Below are 14,599 nucleotides of genomic sequence, written 5' to 3' on the forward strand. Positions count from 1 at the left end.
ATAAAAAAGGAAACGGGACATCCCTTTCCTTTTTTTCTTGTTTTTAAATCTTTCCTTTGATACAGTAATGAGGAGAAAAAGAGAAGGAGGACTTACATAATGAAAATGATGGATGCAAATGAGATTATCTCATTTATTCAAAATAGTAAGAAATCGACACCTGTTAAAGTGTATGTGAAAGGCGACCTTGAAGGAATTGACTTCGGCGCTTCAGCCAAGCCTTTTATTACAGGCAATACAGGGGTTGTATTCGGAGAATGGGCGGAGATTCAAGCTGCGCTCGAAGCCAACAAAGGCAAAATTGAAGACTATGTCATCGAAAACGACCGCCGCAATTCGGCGATTCCAACGCTCGATTTAAAAAATATTAAAGCGCGCATCGAGCCGGGTGCGATCATCCGCGATCAAGTGGAAATCGGCGATAATGCCGTCATCATGATGGGGGCTTCCATCAACATCGGCTCTGTGATCGGAGAAGGAACGATGATCGATATGAATGTCGTGCTGGGCGGACGAGCTACCGTCGGCAAAAACTGCCACATCGGAGCGGGATCCGTGCTTGCGGGTGTCATTGAGCCTCCTTCAGCAAAACCTGTCGTTATTGAAGACGATGTCGTCATCGGTGCAAACGCCGTCGTACTTGAAGGCGTGACTGTTGGAAAAGGAGCCGTTGTTGCTGCCGGCGCGATCGTTGTGGAAGATGTTGAGCCTTACACAGTAGTCGCCGGAACACCTGCGAAAAAAATCAAAGACATCGATGAAAAAACTAAAGGCAAAACAGAAATCAAACAGGAATTGCGCCAGCTTTAGAAGCGGCAGCGAAAAGTGCGTGGATGTGACAATCCACGCATTTTCGCATCGCCGGGGAGGTTAGAAAGATGAAATTGGACGAATTAGCAGCGATTCGCAGAGATCTGCACCAAATTCCTGAACTCGGTTTTCAGGAATATAAGACACAGGCTTATCTTTTGAACCACTTAGCAAAGCATCCGGAAGGACGGATTGAAATTGAAAAGTGGAGAACCGGACTGTTTGTAAAGGTTAAAGGGACGGCCCCTGAAAAGATTTTGGCGTACAGGGCGGATATGGACGGGCTCTCTATTCGGGAAGATACCGGATATTCTTTTTCTTCCGTTCATCAGGACAGGATGCATGCGTGCGGGCATGATTTCCACATGACGATTGCCCTCGGCATCATCGATCATTTCGTCCGCCACCCGGTTAAACAAGATCTGCTGTTTTTGTTCCAGCCGGCTGAGGAAGGACCGGGCGGCGCTGAGCCGATGCTTGAAAGCGACTTGTTTAAAAAGTGGGAGCCGAGCATGATCACAGCGCTGCACATCGCGCCTGAACTCCCGGTCGGAACGATCGGAACGAAAAGCGGGCTGCTCTTTGCCAATACGTCGGAGCTCGTAATCGAACTTGAAGGAAAGGGCGGGCATGCCGCATATCCCCACCTTGCAGAAGATATGGTGGTCGCGGCCAGTTCGCTCGTTACGCAAATGCAGTCGATCGTAGCCAGGAATGTCGATCCGCTGGACAGTGCTGTCATTACCATCGGGACGATTACAGGCGGATCGGCACAAAACATCATCGCTCAGGAAGCAAGGCTTGAAGGGACGATCAGGACGCTGTCCCCAGCGTCAATGGAACAGGTGAAGAAAAGGATCGAGGCCATGGTTCGGGGCCTGGAAACGGCTTATCAATGCAGCGGTAAAGTCAGCTATCCTGCAGCATATTATCAGGTCTGCAATTCAAGCGATTTAGTCGAAGACTTTATGCAGTTCGTTTCTGAAAACGGCCTTGCAGAGGTCGTCCGTTCAAAAGAAGCGATGACAGGGGAGGACTTCGGCTATATGCTGAAAAAGTATCCGGGCTTCATGTTTTGGCTCGGCGTCGATTCACCTTACGGGCTTCACCACGCCAAGCTGCAGCCGAAAGAGGAAGCGCTTGAAACGGCAGTCCGCGTCATGACGGCTTATTTCTCTTCCAAAGCCAATTAGATAAAGCGGCTGGTATAAAAAATCGGCAAACGTGGCATCTTAATTGGTGGAGGTGTTTCTTCATGTCGAAAAAAATCGGAATCGAACAATCTCTTTCTGATGTCGAGGCTGCTTTGAAGGAAAAAGGGTATGAGGTTGTAACGATGAAAACCGAAGACGATGCAAAAGGCTGCGACTGCTGCGTCGTCACTGGTCTGGACACTGATATGCTCGGGATTTCAGATACGATGACCGGAGCATCTGTCATACAGGCGACGGGTTTAACTGCCGATGAAATCTGTCAGCAGGTTGAGCAAAAACTTCAGTAATAGACATAAAACCGAAGTTCCAGCTTCGGTTTTAACTTGTTTTCCAAAAAAAACAGCTGCTGCGTGTTAAACGGTTGTTTCCTCATCCGGCGGCATGTTACAATTTTTTTAAAGGATTTAAATAGAACAACCGCTAATTTAAATTTATTATCAATTAATATTGACTTAAAATATGGTAAGCATTATAATGAACTATGTATGTGATATTATTAACTAAATGAGAATTTAATATTTGAATTCTCATTTAGATACGGGTAGCATAACCCAAAAATCACAATTGGAGGGATACATAAAATGGCAGAACGCATGGTAGGTAAACAAGCGCCGCGCTTTGAAATGGAAGCGGTTCTTGCAAACAAAGAATTCGGAAAAGTAAGCCTTGAAGAAAACATGAAAAATGATAAGTGGACGGTTCTATTCTTCTATCCAATGGACTTCACTTTCGTGTGTCCGACAGAAATTACAGCAATGTCTGACCGCTATGACGAGTTTGAAGACCTTGATGCAGAAGTTATCGGCGTATCAACTGACACCATCCACACTCACTTGGCATGGATTAACACGGACCGCAAAGATAACGGTCTCGGCCAGCTGAAATATCCGCTTGCTGCCGACACAAACCATGAAGTATCTCGTGAATACGGCGTACTGATTGAAGAAGAAGGTGTAGCGCTTCGCGGATTGTTCATCATTAATCCAGAAGGCGAACTTCAATATCAAACAGTGTTCCATAACAATATCGGCCGTGATGTAGACGAAACATTGCGCGTGCTTCAAGCGCTGCAAACAGGCGGTCTTTGCCCTGCAAACTGGAAACCGGGACAAGCAACCCTTTAATTTCGATAAGAAATCTGATTGGAAAGGTCTAACATTTGTTAGACCTTTTTAAACGACAAAAATGACATTGGAGGAAAAATCATGAAATTACGTCAGCCGATGCCGGAACTGACCGGCGCAAAAGAGTGGTTAAACGGAGAAGTGACAAAAGAGCAGCTTATAGGAGAAAAGCCGACATTAATTCATTTTTGGTCCATCAGCTGCCACTTGTGCAAAGAGGCGATGCCCCAGGTCAATGAATTCCGCGACCGCTACAGCGATAAACTAAACGTGGTGGCCGTGCATATGCCGCGTTCAGAAGACGATTTAGACTTGAATAAAATCAAAGAAGTTGCCGCTGAACATGATATCACTCAGCCTATTTTTGTTGACAGCGACCATAAGCTGACTGACGCTTTTGAGAATGAATATGTCCCTGCTTATTACGTGTTTGACAAAACAGGCCAGCTTCGCCATTTTCAAGCTGGAGGCAGCGGAATGAAAATGCTCGAAAAACGTGTGAACCGCGTTCTTGCCGAAACAGAACAGTCTGCTGAATAAAGATGAAAAACCCCGTTTTCATGGGGTTTTTTATTTATTTGGCTCCCCAATTACAAAAAAACAAAAAAAATTTCCTCTAGCCTCCCCTTTCGACAAATAGGCCATTTGACACTGTTTATTTCATTTGATGAGTCTGGTGGCCTGTTTTTGGTTCGGGAGCATTTCTTACTTACCCCGTGCATAAAAGACTGTGGATTCGACAAGTGAAATCTGGAAATTTTAAATATTCTGGATTTATAAGGCGGAATAATCATTGATATCTCACACTTTCCATCATAATTAAACAGTGGATTCTATTCCTAAATTATGTTTCATTGAAAAGTAATTTTCTAGGTTCCTTCATTATTTACCATTTTTCGACAATGAGCTTAGAATAGGCCGAAATGCTTCAAAAACTCCTCAGGCTTCAAGTTTTTCGGAAATTTAGTTCTATTTTCTTAACGGAGAGCAACAGTAGAAAAACGAAAAAATAGTTGATAAAATTAGTTTGGTAATCTAATATTTTTATTGGAAGGTTTATTTATTCTGATAGGAGGGTATAAACGGTATGTTTAACGAGAGGGAAGCATTGCGTTTAAGATTAGAGCAGCTGAACGAGGCTGAAGTTAAGGTGATTAGGGAGTATCAAATTGAGCGGGATAACATATATGCAAAGCTGCGTGAATTGGATCGTCCATCCAGCTTTAATGATACAAAAAAAGATTTTCGCCCGGAGCGTAAAACTGAATCTCTCCCTGTTTTAGCTGAATTGGCTGCACAGGAGATGAAGAGCTACCAGCAACAGCAGCAACAGCAGCCGCAAGCATCTCAAAAGAACCAGCAGCAGACTTCTCCGCAAACCTCCTCACTGCCTGCCGGAATTCCAGATGGAACGACAAGGCGCAGAAGGGGTACAGCACGTCCAGGCTCAAAAGCTGCAAAATTGCGTGAAGCGGCGATTAAAACATTAAAACGCCATAATGCGGCCATCAAAAGCTCCGAACTTCAAAAAGAAATCGAAAAAGAGAGCGGACTTGAGATCCCTAATATGACAACCTTTATGCAAAGCCTGATTAAAATGTACCCGGAAGTCAAAAAACCATACCGCGGTCAATATATATTAGAGGGTGAGATTTCTACTGAGACAGAGCAGCAATAGGTCAAACCCTTGCTTTTTCAGATAGCGTTTCCATTTTAAGGGAACATAAAGGCGGCCGCTTTATACGCGCCGCCCAATCAACTGCTTGAGACAATCTACTCAAGCGGTTTTTTTGTAAAAACCAAATTATTCCTTAAAGTGGTATTTAATTTAAAGGTTTTGTTTCTTTGTCTTTGCGTTTAATTTGATAGACCCATTTTTGCGGGGGTGTTTCTTCTTTCGCCTGTTTTTTCCATTCTGTTATTTTTTGATCCATTTTCGTATCATTTTGTTGAATGGCGCTCAATTGTTGTTGGAGCTGATCAACTTGCTCTGTAACAGTTTGAAGCACCGCCTCGATCTGTTCTGTCCGTTCAAAAACCTCCTCGTTTTGTTCAAGCGCCTTCTCCGTCTGCTGAAATGCATCAATATCGGCAAAATGAGAAGCGATCCACTTATCACTTTCATCGAGTTGCCTTTTATAAGAGAGAATCGTTTCATAAAACAGCGCTTCTTTTGTTTTTTCAGCCTCCAAAAGCCGGCTTTTCGTTTCCGTCACCCGCTCTTTTAATACCGCAACATCAGTTTCGATTTGTTTGAGCTGAAGACTTTTAGCATGAAGTTCATCTTTCAGGCGGGCATTTTCGTATGCAGCGTTTTTGAGCTCCTGTTCCTTTTTTTCCCTCAGCGTTTTTTCTCTTTCTGCATGAAGCTTTTCGTATTCTATTTGGCTATGTAAGCTTTTTTTCTCTTCTTCGGCTTTTACATTTGTTAAATGAAGGCGGTGCTTTTCTTCTATCTCTTGTTTTCTTGCATAGGTTTCTTTTTGAAGAAGCTCCTGAAGAACGACGATTTTACTCAGCAATTCGCTTTTTATCCGGTTGAGCGTTTCGGCCGACTTGTCTTCCTTGTTTGCCGAAATCCGCTCCAGTTCGAATGACAGCTGCTGAAGCTGCTGTTTCATTGCTGCGTTTTCCCGGCTGAGCTTATGATTTTTCTGGTGAAAATAGCTTGCTTCAAGCTCGTGTATCAATTGATGTGATCTTGCCAGCTCAGCTTTTAAAAAAAGGTTTTCCTGTGATAAATCTTGAAAATAAGGCAGCGAACCCGATGTTTTTTTCATGGTGACCAGCCCCCTATAAATGTTACAACTACAATATGCATAAATGAAACCCGCCATGCCTTTTGAAAAAGAGATTTTACAGACTTGTTCGGATTTCTAAAGTTTTGCTATGATGTTCGCAGGCAGGAACACGCGAAGGAAGGTTGAGCCGTATGAAAGAAATACATGTCATATTATCAGGGGGGCTTTCGCGCCGTTTTGGGGAACCGAAGGCGTTTGCCCGCTGGAAAGGCAAGCCGCTTTATCAATGGTGCAAACAGGCGCTGGGAGACGACGTCCTGATATTGAGCCGTCCGGGCTTGACGGAGCGGTTTATAGAACTCGGGGAAAAAGCGGTGCTGGAAGATATCGAACCGTACAGAGGGAAAGGGCCGCTTGCCGGTATGTACACAGCCATGGAGCGGGCGGAAGGGGAATGCTATATTTTTTCGGCCTGTGACACCCCGCTTGTCCGGCAGGAGACCATATCGGCTTTAAAACGGCAGTTGACCCCGGCGGATGACGCCGTCGTGCCTGTCGCAGACGGAAGGGCGCAGCCGCTTGTTGCCGTCTACCACAGAAGGGTAAAATCCGTCCTCCATGAACAGCTTCAGCAGAACGAACTGAAGATCAGCAGTTTTCTCGACCGCATTCGCGTCAAGTACATTGAAGCAGATGCGGTTGGTGCAGAGCCGTGGGAATTTATAAATGTCAATAAAAAGTCGGATTTAGAAGAAATAGAGCCGTTCTTTCCGGGATGAAATATTTTATCATAGATTGCAAGGGTTTTTCGGAAGGTGTTTTTCAAAGAACAGCAGACGGAAAAATGGTATGATATAGAAAAGGAAGTAAAGGGGATCATCCTGATGCATGAACGGTATTCAAGACAAATCAGATATCAAAACATCGGACAGGCGGGTCAGGACAGAATCAGGCAGAGCCATGTTTTGATCGTCGGGGCCGGGGCGCTTGGCACGTCAGCCGCTGAAGGGCTTGTGCGCGCAGGCATCGGCGCACTGTCTATTATAGACCGCGATTATGTGGAATGGAGCAACTTGCAAAGGCAGCAGCTCTACACAGAGAAAGACGCGGAGGAAAGGCTTCCGAAAGCGGCGGCTGCAAAAGAACGTCTTTCCGAGATCAACAGCGGTGTTGAGCTTCGTACATATGTTGCAGACGGCACAGTTGAAACACTCAGACCGCTGATCGAAGAGGCGGATGCCGTCATTGATGCAACGGATAACTTTGAGACCCGCATGATCATCAATGACCTTGCGCAGGAGACGGGTACTCCGTGGGTTTACGGCGCTTGTGTCAGCAGTCAGGGCATGTATATGACGATTATTCCCCAAAAAACGCCATGCCTTGCCTGCCTGTTTGAAGATGTTCCGATTGGCGGGGCTACATGCGATACGTCGGGGATTATTTCGCCGGCCGTTCAAATGGTGTCGGCTTATCAGCAAGCTGAAATTTTAAAAATCTTAACTGGACAGCAAGAAGCGCTTCAAACTGCTTTTGTCACGTTTGATTTATGGGCGAACACCCATTATCGCATGCAGATCGGCCGCAATGAGAAATGTCCTTCGTGCGGAGAAACGCCGGTTTATCCTTTCCTCAGCAACATGAGCCAAAAGAAAGCCGACGTGCTGTGCGGAAGAGAGACCGTCCAAATTCGCAGCGAAATGTTAAAACGGCTGCCTAAAGAGGAGCTCATGAAAAAGCTTTCGGTCATCGGAAAAGTGGATGCGAATGATTATTTGCTGCATGTACAATATGAGGCGTTCAGAATCGTTATTTTCAACGATGGAAGAGCCCTTGTTCACGGCACAAATGATATAAAAGAAGCCAACTCCATATTGGCGAGAGTCATCGGAATGTAACAACAGGAGGTTTTTTTAAATGATTGAAAAAAGAACGCCCATTCCAGTTTTTGAAGCCGCTGCGCGTGTCTCTCAGCACCAGAAGCTGGGAGATGCAGAGTGGATTCACCTTGAGGAGAGTCTCCATAGATTTTTAGCCGAAGATGTCAAGGCTGATCACGATGTACCCGCTTTTGACCGTTCGCCATACGACGGCTTTGCTGTCCGAGCATGCGATACAGCCGGTGCTTCGGGGGAAAATCCGCTGCAATTCGAGGTGGTTGATCACATTGGAGCCGGGGCCGTATCGGATAAAAAGCTGGGTTCTTTTCAAGCCGTCAGAATTATGACGGGAGCGCAGATTCCGGAGGGCGCTGATGCGGTAGTCATGCTTGAGCTGACAAAAACCTTCTCGGAAGACGGCAAAAACTATATGGTGTTGAAGCGCTCACTACAGCCGGGAGAAAATATATCAAAAACCGGAGAAGATGCGAGAAAAGGATCAGTTCTTGTGAAAAAAGGAACCCGGATAACGCCGGGTGTTGTCGCTTTGCTTGCAACATTCGGATATGCAGCGGTTCCTGCAGTCAAAAAGCCTGTGGTAGGCATCATTGCCACCGGGACGGAGCTTCTGAATGTCAGCGATCCTCTTGTTCCCGGAAAAATCCGCAACAGCAATGCAGGCATGGCGGCCGCTCAGGTTGAAGAATCAGGCGGAAAACCCCTTTATTTAGGAAAGATTTCTGATCAATTTGACGAAAGCTTTGCAGCGGTGGAAAAAGCTTTGGACAAGGTGGATTTTCTGATTACGACCGGAGGGGTATCCGTAGGGGACTTTGATTTTCTGCCGGCAATTTACGAAAAGCTCGGTGCCGAGGTCCTGTTTAATAAAGTGGCGATGCGTCCCGGAAGTGTAACGACGGTCGCTCAATTAAACGGCAAATTGCTGTTTGGGCTGTCCGGGAACCCGTCAGCCTGCTTCGTTGGATTTGAGCTTTTCGTCAAGCCGTCCCTGCGCACCTGGCTGCATCATCCGAAGCCGTATTCTTTATGTGCAGAAGCGGTTTTAGCCAAGGATTTTCCAAAACCTAACCCGTTTACGAGGTTTGTCCGCTCGTTTGTATCCATTCAAGACGGCGCGCTTCAGGCGGAGCCTGTCGGTCTGGATAAATCGAGCGCCGTAACGTCTCTTGCAGATGCCAATGCGCTGATGGTTTTGCCGGGCGGAACGAGAGGCTTTGAAGCCGGGGCAAGAGTGCATGTTCTTTTATACCGGGATGAGAACGGAAGTGAACAGCTGTGGCCGCACATTTTCCAATCCTCCAGATCGTAGGGTACCAAAACAGCGGCAAAACGACGTTCGTTGAAAAATTGGCGGGAAAGCTCGATCAGCTAGGAGTCAATGTTGGCTGTCTGAAACACCACGGACATGGAGGAGAACCGGACGCTTTTGCCGAAGGGAAGGATTCCGACCGCTTTTTTCGGGCTGGAGCGGCTGCGTCCGGCGTAGAAGGTGCGGGCGTTTTTCAGCTTACGGCGCGCGGCGAGTGGACGCTTGATCAACTGATTGCCGCTTACGGCGTTTTAGCAGTTGAGTGTCTCCTCATCGAAGGATTTAAACATGCGCCATATCAAAAAGTTGTCATGGTCAGAAACGAAGCGGACTGCCGGCTCCTGAAGGAATTGGACGGCATCATCGCCGTCATTTACCAGCAGAGCGAGCCGAAAACAGATGTTCCATCCTTTCATATTGAAGACCCGGGTGCCCTGGCTTTTATTCTGAATCATCTAAAGGAGGAAGGCGTTTGTCTGAACGATTTATCATAACAAAAGACCCGATTGTCATCGAAGATGTCGTCAAAAAAGTTGAAAGAAGGGAAGCCGGTGCCGTCACGACGTTTATCGGAACAGTGAGAGAATGGACCAACGGAAAAAAGACCCTCTATCTCGAATATGAAGCTTATGTTCCAATGGCGGTCAGCATGCTCGCTCAGATCGGCAAAGAAATCAATGAAAAATGGCCCGGCACAGCTGCAGCCATTACCCATCGCATCGGCAGGCTGGACATTTCTGACGCGGCCGTTGTCATCGCCGTGTCGTCGCCTCACCGGAAAGCGGCGTATGAAGCGAACGAATATGCGATCGAAAGAATAAAGCAAATCGTCCCGATTTGGAAAAAAGAACATTGGGAGGACGGCGAGACTTGGATCGGCGACCAGCTTGAGACAACTGAATACCCGGAAGGGAAACCGGATATTGAAGAGGCGGCTTCCGGCAGAGAAAGAGGTGCTGACCATTGATTAAAATTTTGCTGTTTGCCCAGCTTGCGGAACAAGCGGGTGCGCAGAGTATCGATATAGATGAAGAAAAGACGACAACAGACGAGATTAGACAGTTTTTAAAAGAAACGTACAATCTTCAGGGGACGGACCGGGCGATGATCGCTGTGAACGAAGTGTACAGAAGAGGAAACAGTGAGGTCGAGTCGGGAGATACGGTTGCTTTTATTCCCCCGGTCAGCGGAGGATGAGAACGTCGGTCGGTTCAGGCATAAGCCTGTCACCGACCGACGTTTTTTTTAGAACCGTTCTCTATATAAAGAAAACAGCCGCGCCGTTCTTTCGAAATGTTTGGTTCTAATTTTTGAATCAGGTCATAAAGCTCACTAATACGGTGAACGTTAAAATTGGTTCTTTCCTTCAGTTTCATTTTCAGTTCTTTTGTCGTTACAATTTCTCCTTTTTGCTGTTTAATAATGTCTACGCAATGTGCTGCATAATACTCTTTATTGGAACGTCTATGTCGCTGGATTTGTCTGTCAAGTTCTCCCAACCTTGCATAAATCCCTTCGCGTTCTTTCCGGAAGTCCTTCCAGATTTTTTGTTCCAATTCACCTAAGAGGAGAAGCCGTTTTTTTAAAGCCTCTCTTTTCGACATTGCAATCAACTCCGTCATTCATAATTTGATAACTTTTTCTATTATTTTACATCATCTTCCTTCATTCATCAAAAAATTTCCTTTGACATCGAGAAACTATTTTTTATCGGCTGTCACATTTTAAACAGGCTTTATTTCAAACCGAAGAAGGGGGAAAACTCCATAATAAGACTGAATTTTTTAAAAACGGTGGAATTTTATTTCGTAAACCGATATATTAGATGATGTGTCCTTGTTTTACATGAATTGGAAAGGTGCTGGTGCTAATGGAGTCCCTTAAAAAACTAAAAGATTTTTATTGGCCTTATAAAAAAATGTTTTTATGGTCGATTGCGTCGATGCTTCTAATGACGGCGATTACCGTTGTTTATCCGATTATTCTGCAAATGACAATTGATGAAGTAATTCTCGGCGGAAAATACGGTTTGGTCATATGGATCAGCCTCGGGTTCATCGCTGTCATGGCGGCGAAGGGCGCAGCCACTTTTTTTCATCAGTATCTCGGAGATATGTTCGGAATTCGCTCTGTCTACCGGTTAAGAAAAGAGCTGTATGCGAAATTGCAGCGTCTGCCGTTCAAATATTACGACAGCGCTAAAACGGGAGATTTAATGTCAAGGCTTACGGCGGACGTCGAAGGCATCAGATTCTTTTTATCTTTCGGCTTTGCTGAGGCGATTCGATTTATCCTGCTTGTCACTTTCAGTCTGTCTGTCATGTTTTCTTATTCTGTGCCGCTGACTCTGGTTACGATTGCTTCTCTGCCGTTTTTAGGAGCGGCCGTCTACCGGTTTGATAAAAAAGTGCATCCCGCTTTTCGGAACATAAGAAAATCATTCGCCCGTTTAAATACGAAGGTTCAGGAAAATATCAGCGGCATGAACACCGTTAAATCTTTATCAAAAGAAGATTTTGAGATTCAAAACTTTACTCATTCAAATGACCATTTTCGAACTAAAAATTTAAACGCATCGTTTATCATGTCGAAGTTCTTTCCGCTGATGGAGTTTATCGGCAATATCTGCCTCGTGGCTCTGCTGTCGTTCGGCGGCTGGCTCGTGATGCAGAACAGCTTAAAACCGGGTGAGCTTGTCGCTTTTTTCAGTCTCGTCAATTACTTGATGTGGCCGATCATGAACCTCGGTTATGTCATCAACCTGTTTTCACAAGCGAAAGCATCGGGAGAGCGGCTGCTGGAAATTCTTGATGCCGAGGAGGAAATCACCGATACCGAACAGGCGGTGAAAAGCGGCAGACTGAACGGCGATGTCGTATTCAGCGATGTTTCCCTTCAATATACAAAAGAAAATGCGGAAGCATTGCATGGGGTGTCTTTTCAGGCTGAGCGCGGCAAAACGATTGGGTTAATCGGCGCGACGGGGTCAGGCAAGAGCAGCATCATTCAACTGCTGAGCCGCTTTTATGAACCGACATCCGGCCGGATCACGATCGACGGCAAACCGCTTGAACACTACTCATTAAAGATGCTGCGCTCCAATATCGGCGTCGTTCCGCAGGAATCGTTTTTATTTTCCTCAACGATCAGGTCAAATATATCGTATGGAAAGCCTGATGCATCGATGGATGAGATTATCGAAAGCGCGAAAAGAGCCCAGGCTCACGATTTTATCATGGAGCTTCCGAATCAATATGATACGATGCTCGGCGAGAGGGGGCTCGGGCTGTCCGGTGGCCAAAAACAGCGGATTGCGATTGCGAGAGCGATTTGTATGAACCCGGGCATTCTCATCCTGGATGATTCGACGAGTGCCGTTGACATGGAAACGGAGCACCGCATTCAACTTGCATTGCGGGAAGTGATGCGGGATCGGACGACTTTCATCATCGCTCACAGAATCTCATCCTTAAAGCATGCCGACGAAATCCTTGTTCTCGATAAAGGCGTAGTCAAGGAAAGGGGAACACACGAACAATTAATGGAAGCAAACGGTTTATACAAACGGATTTTTGATTTGCAGTATAAAGATCAAAATGTGTTGAATGAGCCGCATTTTGCAGGATAGGAGGCTCTTGCTATGGAAAACCAGGCGAAAAAACAAACGTTGATGAACCGGTTTTTTTATACTTCAGACCAAATCATTGAAAAGCCTTTTAACTGGGCGCAGATGTGGAGGCTGCTTAAATATTTAAAGCCCTACCGAAAAAATTTGCTGCCGCTGTCGTTTTTAACGGTCATGATCTCGGCGGCGATCCGGCTGGCGGTGCCGATTTTGATCGGCGTCTATGCGCTCGACCAAGCGATCGCAGGCCGGGATATGAATCTTCTTGTGATTCTGATCTCCGTCATCAGTGGGTTGTATCTTGTCAATTATGTTAGCAATGTGCTGAGAATCCGCTGGATGAACAAGCTTGGCCAGCATGTCATATATGATCTCAGACAGCATTTGTTTACGCATGTTCAGCGGCTGTCGCACCGCTTTTTCGACGAGCGTTCGGCAGGTTCAATCCTTGTCCGGATCATGAATGACATCAATTCTTTGCAGGAACTGTTTACGAGCGGAGTCATCAATTTATTGATGGATATTTTGCTTCTTTTTGGAATTGTCGTCATTCTGTTCTCGCTCAGTCCTGAGCTGACCATCGCCATTATGGTGACGCTGCCTGTGATGTTCTTCATTTCTACTAATCTCAGAAGGAAAATCCGGCGATCCTGGCAAAAGGTGCGCTTAAAGCAGTCCAAGCTGAATTCCCATTTGAACGAAAGCATTCAAGGCATCCGGGTCACTCAGGCATTTACTCAGGAAAAAGAGAATATGATGTATTTTGAAGGCGTCAACAGTGAGAACTTTGAAGCCTGGCGGGAAGCGACGAAAAAAAATGCGACTTTCCGTCCGCTTGTAGAAATGACAAACGCTGTCGGGACGGCCATTTTAATCTGGTACGGCTCAAGCTTGATCATCAATGAAACGATCACGATCGGTGTATTTGTATCGTTCGCCTTCTATCTCGGAATGTTCTGGGAGCCGATTTCAAGGCTCGGCCAAGTCTACAACCAGCTGTTGATGGGGATGGCTTCGTCAGAGCGGATCTTTGAATTTCTGGATGAAAAGCCGAGCGTTGCAGACAAGGAAGATGCGGTCAAAATAAAAGAATTAAAAGGCCGGATCGAATTTGAACAGGTGGAATTTTCTTATGACGGGAACCGCAAGGCGCTGCACAGCATTTCATTTGAGATACCTGCGGGATCATCGCTTGCGCTTGTCGGACATACAGGATCAGGGAAGACGACGATCGCAAATCTGATCAGCAGGTTTTACGATGCAACAGGCGGGGCTGTCAAAGTGGACGGTATACCGATTACCGATATCTCGCTTTCCGATCTTCGTTCGCAAATCAGCATCGTGCTGCAGGACACGTTTATTTTTTCCGGAACGATTATGGAAAATATTCGTTTTGGCCGTCCGAACGCCGCCGATGAAGAAGTGATCGAAGCAGCAAAAGCTGTCGGAGCCGATTCGTTTATTTCAGCGCTTCCGAATGGATACGCCACAGAAGTGGAAGAACGCGGCAATGTATTATCGGCAGGTGAGCGGCAGCTCATTTCATTTGCGAGGGCGCTTCTGGCAGATCCTCGTATTCTAATCCTTGATGAAGCAACCGCAAGCATTGACACAGAAACGGAAGTCAAAATCCAGGCTGCCTTGAAAACACTGCTCCATGGCAGAACGGCTATTATGATCGCTCACAGGCTTTCAACGATAAGGGATGCGGATAAAATCCTGGTTCTTGACCACGGCCGGAAAATAGAAGAAGGAAATCACCAGGAATTGATCGGGAAACGTGGAATGTATTATGAGCTGGTTAAATTGCAGTATCAAATGTTTCAGCGAAACTAAAACCGTCCGCGGCCGCACCTTCTAAGAATGCGGCCGGGG

16 protein-coding genes are annotated in these 14,599 nt (G+C 46.1%); 14 read left to right on the plus strand and 2 right to left on the minus strand.

Features of this window, described 5'->3' with window-relative positions; translation table 11 throughout:
- Positions 1-99: 99 nt before the first annotated feature.
- The 6 genes from dapD to rok all read left to right on the plus strand — a co-directional run bounded on the left by dapD (position 100) and on the right by rok (position 4,826).
- The gene (gene dapD / locus H7F26_RS14495) at positions 100-810 is read left to right on the plus strand and encodes a 2,3,4,5-tetrahydropyridine-2,6-dicarboxylate N-acetyltransferase (RefSeq protein WP_003181319.1); all 711 of its coding nucleotides are present in this window, start codon (positions 100-102) and stop codon (positions 808-810) included.
- Between the two features lie 68 nt (positions 811-878).
- Positions 879-2,003, plus strand: coding sequence for an N-acetyldiaminopimelate deacetylase (locus tag H7F26_RS14500; protein ID WP_003181321.1), 1,125 nt, complete (start codon positions 879-881; stop codon positions 2,001-2,003).
- 62 nt (positions 2,004-2,065) lie between these two features.
- Complete coding sequence (locus H7F26_RS14505; RefSeq protein ID WP_003181323.1) at positions 2,066-2,311, plus strand: YkuS family protein; 246 nt, start codon at positions 2,066-2,068, stop codon at positions 2,309-2,311.
- A 294-nt stretch (positions 2,312-2,605) separates the two neighbouring features.
- Positions 2,606-3,148 carry a biofilm-specific peroxidase AhpA gene (ahpA, locus tag H7F26_RS14510; protein ID WP_003181325.1) on the plus strand — a complete coding sequence of 181 codons (543 nt, stop codon included), beginning with the start codon at positions 2,606-2,608 and terminating at the stop codon, positions 3,146-3,148.
- 81 nt (positions 3,149-3,229) lie between these two features.
- A complete protein-coding gene (locus tag H7F26_RS14515; RefSeq protein WP_003181327.1) occupies positions 3,230-3,688 on the plus strand; it encodes a TlpA family protein disulfide reductase in 459 nt (152 codons plus the stop codon).
- A 547-nt stretch (positions 3,689-4,235) separates the two neighbouring features.
- Positions 4,236-4,826, plus strand: coding sequence for a transcriptional regulator Rok (rok, locus tag H7F26_RS14520; RefSeq protein WP_003181328.1), 591 nt, complete (start codon positions 4,236-4,238; stop codon positions 4,824-4,826).
- Between the two features lie 145 nt (positions 4,827-4,971).
- Here the strand turns inward: rok and H7F26_RS14525 are convergent, their stop codons facing one another.
- Positions 4,972-5,928: a coiled-coil domain-containing protein gene (locus tag H7F26_RS14525; protein WP_009328583.1), complete on the minus strand. Its 957-nt coding sequence runs from the start codon at positions 5,926-5,928 to the stop codon at positions 4,972-4,974.
- Between the two features lie 152 nt (positions 5,929-6,080).
- Between H7F26_RS14525 and H7F26_RS14530 the strand changes: the two genes are divergently transcribed.
- The 6 genes from H7F26_RS14530 to moaD all read left to right on the plus strand — a co-directional run bounded on the left by H7F26_RS14530 (position 6,081) and on the right by moaD (position 10,296).
- Complete coding sequence (locus H7F26_RS14530) at positions 6,081-6,668, plus strand: molybdenum cofactor guanylyltransferase (protein WP_003181331.1); 588 nt, start codon at positions 6,081-6,083, stop codon at positions 6,666-6,668.
- A gap of 105 nt (positions 6,669-6,773) precedes the next feature.
- Complete coding sequence (locus tag H7F26_RS14535; protein ID WP_011197943.1) at positions 6,774-7,787, plus strand: molybdopterin-synthase adenylyltransferase MoeB; 1,014 nt, start codon at positions 6,774-6,776, stop codon at positions 7,785-7,787.
- 19 nt (positions 7,788-7,806) lie between these two features.
- The gene (glp, locus tag H7F26_RS14540; RefSeq protein WP_003181335.1) at positions 7,807-9,099 is read left to right on the plus strand and encodes a molybdopterin molybdotransferase MoeA; all 1,293 of its coding nucleotides are present in this window, start codon (positions 7,807-7,809) and stop codon (positions 9,097-9,099) included.
- Positions 9,066-9,593 carry a molybdopterin-guanine dinucleotide biosynthesis protein B gene (gene mobB / locus H7F26_RS14545; RefSeq protein WP_003181336.1) on the plus strand — a complete coding sequence of 176 codons (528 nt, stop codon included), beginning with the start codon at positions 9,066-9,068 and terminating at the stop codon, positions 9,591-9,593. The genes glp and mobB overlap by 34 nt, the downstream gene beginning before the upstream one ends.
- Positions 9,572-10,066, plus strand: a complete 495-nt coding sequence (locus tag H7F26_RS14550) for a molybdenum cofactor biosynthesis protein MoaE (RefSeq protein WP_003181338.1) — start codon at positions 9,572-9,574, stop codon at positions 10,064-10,066. The genes mobB and H7F26_RS14550 overlap by 22 nt, the downstream gene beginning before the upstream one ends.
- Positions 10,063-10,296 (plus strand): molybdopterin converting factor subunit 1, encoded by a 234-nt coding sequence (gene moaD / locus H7F26_RS14555; protein WP_003181340.1) that lies wholly within the window; start codon positions 10,063-10,065, stop codon positions 10,294-10,296. The genes H7F26_RS14550 and moaD overlap by 4 nt, the downstream gene beginning before the upstream one ends.
- Positions 10,297-10,325: 29 nt before the next feature.
- On the opposite strand, the gene H7F26_RS14560 is transcribed toward moaD, so the two are convergent.
- Positions 10,326-10,703, minus strand: a complete 378-nt coding sequence (locus H7F26_RS14560; RefSeq protein ID WP_003181342.1) for a Rok-like winged helix domain-containing protein — start codon at positions 10,701-10,703, stop codon at positions 10,326-10,328.
- A 266-nt stretch (positions 10,704-10,969) separates the two neighbouring features.
- Between H7F26_RS14560 and H7F26_RS14565 the strand changes: the two genes are divergently transcribed.
- Complete coding sequence (locus H7F26_RS14565; protein ID WP_003181344.1) at positions 10,970-12,727, plus strand: ABC transporter ATP-binding protein; 1,758 nt, start codon at positions 10,970-10,972, stop codon at positions 12,725-12,727.
- A 12-nt stretch (positions 12,728-12,739) separates the two neighbouring features.
- Positions 12,740-14,560: an ABC transporter ATP-binding protein gene (locus tag H7F26_RS14570; protein WP_016886375.1), complete on the plus strand. Its 1,821-nt coding sequence runs from the start codon at positions 12,740-12,742 to the stop codon at positions 14,558-14,560.
- Positions 14,561-14,599: the final 39 nt, after the last annotated feature.

Source organism: Bacillus sp. PAMC28748 (assembly GCF_014250415.1).
In the GTDB taxonomy this organism is placed as follows: domain Bacteria; phylum Bacillota; class Bacilli; order Bacillales; family Bacillaceae; genus Bacillus; species Bacillus licheniformis.